The organism is Streptomyces sp. NPDC006207 (genome assembly GCF_040613835.1).
GTDB lineage: Bacteria > Actinomycetota > Actinomycetes > Streptomycetales > Streptomycetaceae > Actinacidiphila.
Genome location: NZ_JBEXSX010000130.1, coordinates 1 through 6,831, shown reverse-complemented (window position 1 = coordinate 6,831; position 6,831 = coordinate 1). Strand labels below are relative to the sequence as shown.

The window sequence follows — 6,831 nt, the reverse complement described above, 5'->3', positions numbered from 1 at the left end:
CTCTTCCGATCCGGCCGCCATGGCGGTCGCGCGCGGCCTCCGGACTGGCTGACGACCGGACCCGCGCCGCCTACCAGTAGTGCTTGCGCCCGCCGACGCTGTGCCCCACGGCGCCCAGCACCCAGAGCACGAGGCCGATGACCACGAGGATGATCCCGATGGTCCACAGGATCGAGATCCCGGTGAGGAAGCCGATGATCAGCAGGATGATGCCGAGGATGAGCATGATGTCCTCCGCTGGTTGACCCGCGTGCGCTCAGCTGTCGCCGAGGGCGCGTTGGAGTTCGGCCTTGTTCATGTGGGAGCGACCGTCGACGTTGCGGCGCTTGGCCTCCGCGTAGAGCTGGTCGCGAGTGGGTCCCTGGGAACCCTTGCCGGAGCGCTGTCCGCCGCGTTTGCCCGAGGACATGTCCTCGATGGAGGAGCGGCTGGCGGTCTTGGACTCACCCGCCCGGGCGCGTTCCTTGTTGACCGTACGGGCGGCGATCTCCTTGGCCCGCTTCTCGCTCTCGCCCCGGTTCTCGGCGCTCTCCTTGATGTGCTCGTACTGCCGCTCCCGCTTGCGACTCGACCCTGCGGGCATGTGATTCACCCCATTTGCTCATCTTGGTCTTGAGTCACGGCTACCCCGAAACGGAGGATCATCACACTTTTCACTCGAACGGCCTGACGGCGGAAGACGCCACAGGCGTTGCCACGGAGCGCGCGACGGCACGCCGTTGCGGGCCGTAGCGGCGGCCGGGATCACCCGAGGCCGGCGCCGACGGCTTCGCGGCGTACGGTCTCCACCGTGTCGATCTGCTCCTGCGCGCGGTCCAGGAGGGTGCGCAGCCGGTCCTCGTCCAGATCCTTCTTCGGTGTGAGCGACAGGAGCGACTGCCACAGCAGGCTCTTCCCCTCGATGCCCAGGCGCAGCGCCTCCAGTTCGATGACCGTGCTCAGGCCGGAACGGCGGACGACACGGCCGTTGAGCTTGAGCAGGCGCGCCTTCTCGGCGAGCCATCCCGCGTAGACCTTGTGACGTCGCGCCGGGACGTCGAGCGCGGCCATCAGGTCGAGGAGGCTCTGCCGGTCCTCGGCGATCTCGTCGGCCACACGCCGCAGTTCGTCGCCGTGCGGCGTGGAGCGGTGGTGGTCGGCGAGGTGACGTGAGATCAACTGCCCGGTGGTGGAGCCCGCCAGGTGGTCGTTCATGTAGATCTCGAGAGCCTGCTGACTCATGGCAGTTCCTCCTCGTGGCTCAGGGTGGCCCAGGGTGGCTCAGGACCGCGCGAGCCGGACCTCGACCTGCCCGTCGGCGGCTATCCGGCACTCGAAGCGGGGCTGCGGCGCGGTCGCCGGCCCCTGGACGTTCGCACCGTCCGACAGGCGGAACTGGCTGCCGTGCCAGGGACATTCGAGGCAGCCCTCGATGACCTTGCCCTCGTGCAGGGGGCCGTCCATGTGATTGCAGCGGTCGGCCAGGGCGTGGAATCGCCCGTCGTCCGCGCGCACCACGACCACGGCCGCCTCGTCGGCCATCCGCCGCACCGGCTCGCCGAACGGGAAGTCCTGCGGCACGCCGACGCGATGCCAGCCCGGCTCCACCAGCACCGGCACCGCCTCGGCGTGGTTCACGCCGGCGCCCTGCCGGTAGGCGAGGTGGCCGCCGAGCACCCCGCCCACCGTGGCCACGGTCATGCCGCCGAAGCCGAGGGCCCGGCCGAGGACCGGGCGGCCCTTGATCCGGGCCGCCAGTGAGCAGGCGTACGCGGTGACGGCGACGGCGTTGGCGGTCGCGTGGACCAGGCCCACGCGGGCCTGCCGGGGACGCTGCTCCGCCCAGTCCACCCATCCGGCGAGGGCCGCGGGCACCGCGGAGACCAGGCCCAGCGCCACCAGACGGCGGGCGGCACGGCTCTCGCCGGGGAGCAGGTCGAGCACCCCGGCGGAGGTCCAGGCACCGATCGGCACCTGGACGAGTACCGGGTGCACGGGGTGGCCGAGCCACAGCCCGCGCAGCGCGTCGCGCCCTCGGCCCAGGGGCAGGGCGCGCACGGCCTTGCGGACGACGGCGGCAAGCCCGTCGAGCCACTCCTGCCCTTCGAGGGTGTCCATCGCCGCAGGAAGGGCGGCGTTCGGGGACCCTTGCTTTTCGCTCGTAAGCCTCATAAGCCTCATGTGGAGCGGCTTTCCTCCTCACTCCACGACAAACCCGGCATCCGGCCGTGCGGCAACCGTGGCCTTCTACGCACGCCAGTCCAGGCACACGATCGAGGCGTCGTCCTCCAGGTGGCCGTGGCAGGCGACGGACACGGCGGACGTCATCATCTCGACCACTTCGCGGGGGTGCTCGGCGGCGGAGTCGCGGAGCATGACGGCCAGGTCCACGCCGCGGGCCCGGCGCTCCTGCATGCCGTCTGTGTAGAGCACGAGCCGGTCCCCGGCGCGCACGTCGAGGTCTTGAACCCGGTGGGGAGCCGGGGAAGGGACTCCGAAGGGAAGGTCGACGGCGAGGCGCAGTTCCTCGACCGTTCCGTCGCGCAGGCGCAGGGGCCATGGGTGCCCCGCGTTGACCAATTGAAAGCCGGTTCCGTCCAGGGCGACACGGACCAGCTGCCCGGTGGCCAGCCCGTGACTGCCGTGCTGCTGGATCGCCTCGTGCATCTGGCGGGCCTGCTCCGCCAGGTCGCACCCGGCACGGCGGGCGCGGCGGGAGGCGTTCACCAGGACGGTGGCCAGCATCGCCGACCTGATGTCGTGGCCCATCGCGTCGGTGATCGACAGGTGCAGCGTGTCGTAGTCCAGGGTGAAGTCGTAGGTGTCACCGCCGATGGAATCCGCGGGCACCAGCGCCCCGGCGACGGTGAACCCGTTCACCGTGCAGCAGGAGGCCGTGGGCAGCAGCTGCCGCTGGATCTCGGCCGCCAAGGTCATCGGCGTCGTGCGCTTGCCCCACTGGTAGACGTCGGTGAAGCGGCGATCGGTCACGACGATGTACGCCAGCGCGAGCGCCGCCTCGGCAACCTGTCCCAGCACGTCGTCGGTGGCGTCGGGCAGGGTCAGCTCCAGCACCCCGATCGTGTCGCCCCGGTTGGTGACGGGCGCGATCACCCGCTCACCCGTCCCGTCGCCGGGTACCCGCGTCACCTGCTGGCTGCGCAGCACGTCGTGGTAGACGCTGCCGTGCAGCGGAACCTGATCGGCGCTCCTGACCTGCTGCGAGTCCGCGTCCTCGCTGACCCGCACCATCTTCTGGCCGATGACGTCGGGGAGCAGCAACGACACCGAGCGGGCCCCGAACCGCTCCCTCAGGTTGCGCGCCACCACGTCCAGCGAGTTCACCGGCGAGGCTGCCTCCGCTGCCGTGAGTACGTCGTCGAGCCCGAGCTGGTCATGCGACACGGCGACCTCCCTTGCTCCCTGCACTTCTTCCCACCTTGGCCGCTTCACTCACAGGACCGCATCCGAGGGCGGCCGGCCCGGTCCTACGGGGCGGCGGGTGTGCGCAGAGCGAGGAAGGCGACGTCGTCGTCGTTGTCCTGGGGGCGGACCTGGCTCAGCAGCGAGTCGCTGAACGAGTCCAGGGGGCGCCGGGCCAGGGAAGCGGCGTGCTGGCGGAGCCGGTCGAGGCCGACGTCGATGGAGTGCCTGGTCGACTCGACCAACCCGTCGGTGTACAGCACGAGGGTGGCCTGCGGGGGCAGGGTGACGACGGCGTCCTGGCGCGGCTTGTCGGTGCCCGTGCCGAGCAGGATGCCGTGGCCCTCGGTGAGGAAGCTGGTCTGCCCGTCGTGGGTCACCAGGAGCGGCGGCGGATGGCCGGCGTTGGTCCACTCCAGTCGCCACAGCCTGTCATCGGCGCTGGTGAGCCGCGCGAAGATCATGGTCGCCATGGGCACTTCGGCGGTGTGCATGACGGCCTGGTCGAGGCGCGTGACGACGGCGCTGGGCGACTCGGGATCCGACCAGGCGAAGGCGCGCAGCATGTTCCGGACCTGTGCCATGCCGCCGGCGGCGTCCAGGTCGTGTCCGACGACGTCGCCTATGGCCAGTGCGGTGGCGCCGTCGACGAGAGGGAACGCGTCGTACCAGTCACCGCCGACCTGCGAGGCCTGCGGGGCCGGGACGTACCTGGCGGTCATCTGCAGGCCGGGGATCGTGGGCATCTGGGGCAGCAGGTGACGCTGCATCGTCTCGGAGACCTTGCGCTGCCTCTGGTAGAGGCGGGCGTTGTCCAGCGCCAGTCCCGCGCGGCGGGTCACGTCCTCCAGCAGCGGCAGGTCACCGGCGGTGAAGCCGTCCGGGCGTTCCGAGCGGCCCAGGGTGAGCGCCCCGAGCACGTCCCGCAGCCCACGGATCGGGGCCATGGCCGCGGAGTGCATGCCCGTCCTCTCGAAGAGCCGGTGCTGCTCGACCGCGATCCCGGAGTCCGGAGGGCCGTGGTACGTCGAGGCGGTGGCGATGGTCGACGCGGCGCCGCGCAAGGCGCGGGACAGCGGCATCGGGGATTCCTGCGGCACCGGCGGCATGGGCCCTTGCAGGTCCGCGCGCTCGATCAGGAGACCATCCTTGTTCTGGACCACCAGGGCGCGCCGCACCTCCTCGTTCTCGGTGAGGAGGTCGACGACCGCCCAGTCCGCCAGCAGCGGCACGGTCAGGGCGGCCAGGCGGTGCAGCGCCTCGTTCACGTCGAGTGTCGAGGTGAGCTGGGTGGTGGTCTCCGCGAGGAGGGCGAGACGGTCGAGCTCCGTCAGCGGCGTCGAGAGCCCCGCTGCCGGCTCCTGGTCGGTCGTTGCCGCCTCCTGCCGCTGGTAGAGCATGACCAGGGCCCCCGGCCTTCCGGGCCCCAGGCCGTACGGCGTCAGGAACCAGGACAGCCCGAGCAGGCTGCCGTCCCCCCGGGCGAACCACCCGACGTCGCCGTGCCGGGTGCGTTCCGTGAGCAGGGCGTCACGCATCTCGCAACGGGAGCGCGGCAGGGTGTGACCGTGGCTGTCACGGTGGAGCAGGTCATGTGCATCCTGACCGAGGAGATCCGCGGTGGACCTCTGCAGGAGGGTCCCTGCCGCCTCGTTGGCCGCGATGATCGACCCCTCGCCGTCCACCACGTAGGCGGGCGCCATGACGCCGTCCAGCAGGCTGTCGGGCATGCCCACACGCAGGGCCCGCGATCCCTCCAGGAAGGGCGGTCCGGTGTCCGGTACGACGGCGTCCATGTTCCCCTGTCCTCCGGTGCAACCCAGCTTTCCCGGCTTACCCGCGCACCAGGATCCCATGCGGTCGGCTCACGCTCTCGCCGACGAAGGGGCGCGACGACAGCGCCCGGCACGGGGGCGCAGAACCTGGAGGAGGCCGCCCACACGGAGCGACCGGTCCCGTACCTTGCCCTCAAGTTCATGATAGTTCCGGTGCCGCGGGGTAGTCGTGCCCTATGTGGCTTTTGTCCCCGCCAGGGGTGTACCGCCCCCAGGACGACACGCTCCTCCTCGAAGAGGCGCTGAAGCGGGAGCCTCTCGCCGACGGCACCGAAGTCCTCGATCTGGGGACGGGCAGCGGCGCGCTGGCCCTGACCGCCGCCGAGCGCGGCGCCGCGCAGGTGACCGCCGTGGACGCATCCCTGGGCGCGGTGTGCACCACCTGGCTCAACGCCCGCCTCAACGGCCTGCGCGTCAAAGTCCTGCGCGGCGACCTCACCGCACCCGTGACGGGCCACCGCTTCGACCTCATCACGGCCAATCCGCCGTACGTTCCGTCGCCGCAGGCGGACCTACCGACCCGCGGTCGCGCCCTGGCGTGGGATGCCGGGTCCGACGGCCGGGCGCTGCTGGACCGCATCTGCTCCGACGTGCCGCCGCTGCTCGCCCCGGGAGGCGTCCTGCTCCTGGTCCACTCGGCTCTCTGCTGTGTCGAGCGCACCCTGGGCCGGCTACGTCACGCCGGACTGCGGGCCGCGGTCACCGAGCGCCGGTACATCCCCTTCGGTCCCGTGCTGCGCGACCGGTCGGCGTGGCTGCAGGCCCAAGGGCTGATAGCCGCGGGGGAAGACAAGGAAGAGCTGGTGGTGATCCGTGCCGAACGTGAACGGTGAACCGGCGCCGACGCGCGTGACGATCACCAGGGACGGCCCGATCCTGATCGAGGGCCCCGTCGAGGTGGTCCTGGACGACGGCCGTGTCGTGCGTTCCGACCGCTTCGTCGTGGCTGTCTGCGCCTGCCGCCGCAGCCGCACCTACCCGTGGTGCGACACCAGCCATCGCCGGCGCGCCCGGCCTGCCCCGGCTCCCGCGGATTAGGTGGCCGGAACGGCGGTTGCCCGGCTCGCGGCGGAGAGGACGGCATGCGGGCCTTTTGTAGCGTCCTCCAGCGTCGGAAGCCGGACCTCAGCGGCAATGGTCGGCCACGGTCCGCGCCTCGGAATCGGTGCTCGGGGGACGCACGGTGAGCAGCCCGCGGGCGCACAGCTCCCGCACGACTTGCAGCAGCACGTCGCTCTGGTCCAAGCCACGTGCCCAGCCCGCTCCCGGGGCGGGCAGAGCTTCAACGGAGGGTACGTCCCGGGGCCGCGGGACGCAGGGAGCCTGTCGACCGGATTCCTCAGCGCACTACCGCGGTATCGGCACCGCGGCATCCGCCTTGATGGGACAACCGGGTGAACTCAGCCGCCCGCCAGGGCCCCCGCGGCATGGCACACGGACCCCTCCCGACGTGGGGAGGCTTGCGGAATGCCCGGTGGGTTCCCCGGCGGGATCGTCCCTCACGGGTGCATGAGGACCTTGATGGCACCGTCGGCCTTCTTCTGGAACATGTCGTAGGCCTGCGGGGCCTCCTCCAGCGAGACGTGGTGTGTGG

The 6,831-nt window shown here is 71.3% G+C and carries 8 protein-coding genes; 2 read left to right on the top strand and 6 right to left on the bottom strand.

Going from position 1 to position 6,831, the window contains the following annotated elements; all coding sequences use genetic code 11:
- Positions 1 to 70: 70 nt before the first annotated feature.
- The 6 genes from ABZ312_RS44730 to ABZ312_RS44705 all read right to left on the bottom strand — a co-directional run bounded on the left by ABZ312_RS44730 (position 71) and on the right by ABZ312_RS44705 (position 5,198).
- Positions 71 to 226: a DUF6131 family protein gene (locus tag ABZ312_RS44730; protein WP_326579019.1), complete on the bottom strand. Its 156-nt coding sequence runs from the start codon at positions 224 to 226 to the stop codon at positions 71 to 73.
- Between the two features lie 30 nt (positions 227 to 256).
- Positions 257 to 583: a plasmid stabilization protein gene (locus tag ABZ312_RS44725; protein WP_500323967.1), complete on the bottom strand. Its 327-nt coding sequence runs from the start codon at positions 581 to 583 to the stop codon at positions 257 to 259.
- A 161-nt stretch (positions 584 to 744) separates the two neighbouring features.
- Positions 745 to 1,221 carry a hypothetical protein gene (locus tag ABZ312_RS44720; RefSeq protein WP_500440198.1) on the bottom strand — a complete coding sequence of 159 codons (477 nt, stop codon included), beginning with the start codon at positions 1,219 to 1,221 and terminating at the stop codon, positions 745 to 747.
- A 39-nt stretch (positions 1,222 to 1,260) separates the two neighbouring features.
- Entirely contained in the window at positions 1,261 to 2,097 is an 837-nt protein-coding gene (locus ABZ312_RS44715) for a Rieske (2Fe-2S) protein (RefSeq protein ID WP_500323965.1), read from the bottom strand.
- A 129-nt stretch (positions 2,098 to 2,226) separates the two neighbouring features.
- The gene (locus ABZ312_RS44710) at positions 2,227 to 3,384 is read right to left on the bottom strand and encodes a PP2C family protein-serine/threonine phosphatase (RefSeq protein ID WP_500323964.1); all 1,158 of its coding nucleotides are present in this window, start codon (positions 3,382 to 3,384) and stop codon (positions 2,227 to 2,229) included.
- Positions 3,385 to 3,467: 83 nt separating this feature from the next.
- Positions 3,468 to 5,198, bottom strand: coding sequence for a PP2C family protein-serine/threonine phosphatase (locus ABZ312_RS44705; protein ID WP_500440197.1), 1,731 nt, complete (start codon positions 5,196 to 5,198; stop codon positions 3,468 to 3,470).
- Between the two features lie 215 nt (positions 5,199 to 5,413).
- Between ABZ312_RS44705 and ABZ312_RS44700 the strand changes: the two genes are divergently transcribed.
- Both ABZ312_RS44700 and ABZ312_RS44695 read left to right on the top strand, forming a co-directional pair.
- Entirely contained in the window at positions 5,414 to 6,070 is a 657-nt protein-coding gene (locus tag ABZ312_RS44700; RefSeq protein WP_500323962.1) for a HemK2/MTQ2 family protein methyltransferase, read from the top strand.
- Positions 6,051 to 6,275 carry a CDGSH iron-sulfur domain-containing protein gene (locus tag ABZ312_RS44695; protein ID WP_500323961.1) on the top strand — a complete coding sequence of 75 codons (225 nt, stop codon included), beginning with the start codon at positions 6,051 to 6,053 and terminating at the stop codon, positions 6,273 to 6,275. The genes ABZ312_RS44700 and ABZ312_RS44695 overlap by 20 nt, the downstream gene beginning before the upstream one ends.
- The last annotated feature ends 556 nt before the right edge of the window (positions 6,276 to 6,831 follow it).

Bases quoted from the DNA above. Each gene is read 5' to 3' on its own strand.
- ABZ312_RS44730 (WP_326579019.1), bottom strand. From the start codon at position 226: ATGCTCATCCTCGGCATCATCCTGCTGATCATCGGCTTCCTCACCGGG.
- ABZ312_RS44725 (WP_500323967.1), bottom strand. From the start codon at position 583: ATGCCCGCAGGGTCGAGTCGCAAGCGGGAGCGGCAGTACGAGCACATC.
- ABZ312_RS44720 (WP_500440198.1), bottom strand. From the start codon at position 1,221: ATGAGTCAGCAGGCTCTCGAGATCTACATGAACGACCACCTGGCGGGC.
- ABZ312_RS44715 (WP_500323965.1), bottom strand. From the start codon at position 2,097: ATGGACACCCTCGAAGGGCAGGAGTGGCTCGACGGGCTTGCCGCCGTC.
- ABZ312_RS44705 (WP_500440197.1), bottom strand. From the start codon at position 5,198: ATGGACGCCGTCGTACCGGACACCGGACCGCCCTTCCTGGAGGGATCG.
- ABZ312_RS44700 (WP_500323962.1), top strand. From the start codon at position 5,414: ATGTGGCTTTTGTCCCCGCCAGGGGTGTACCGCCCCCAGGACGACACG.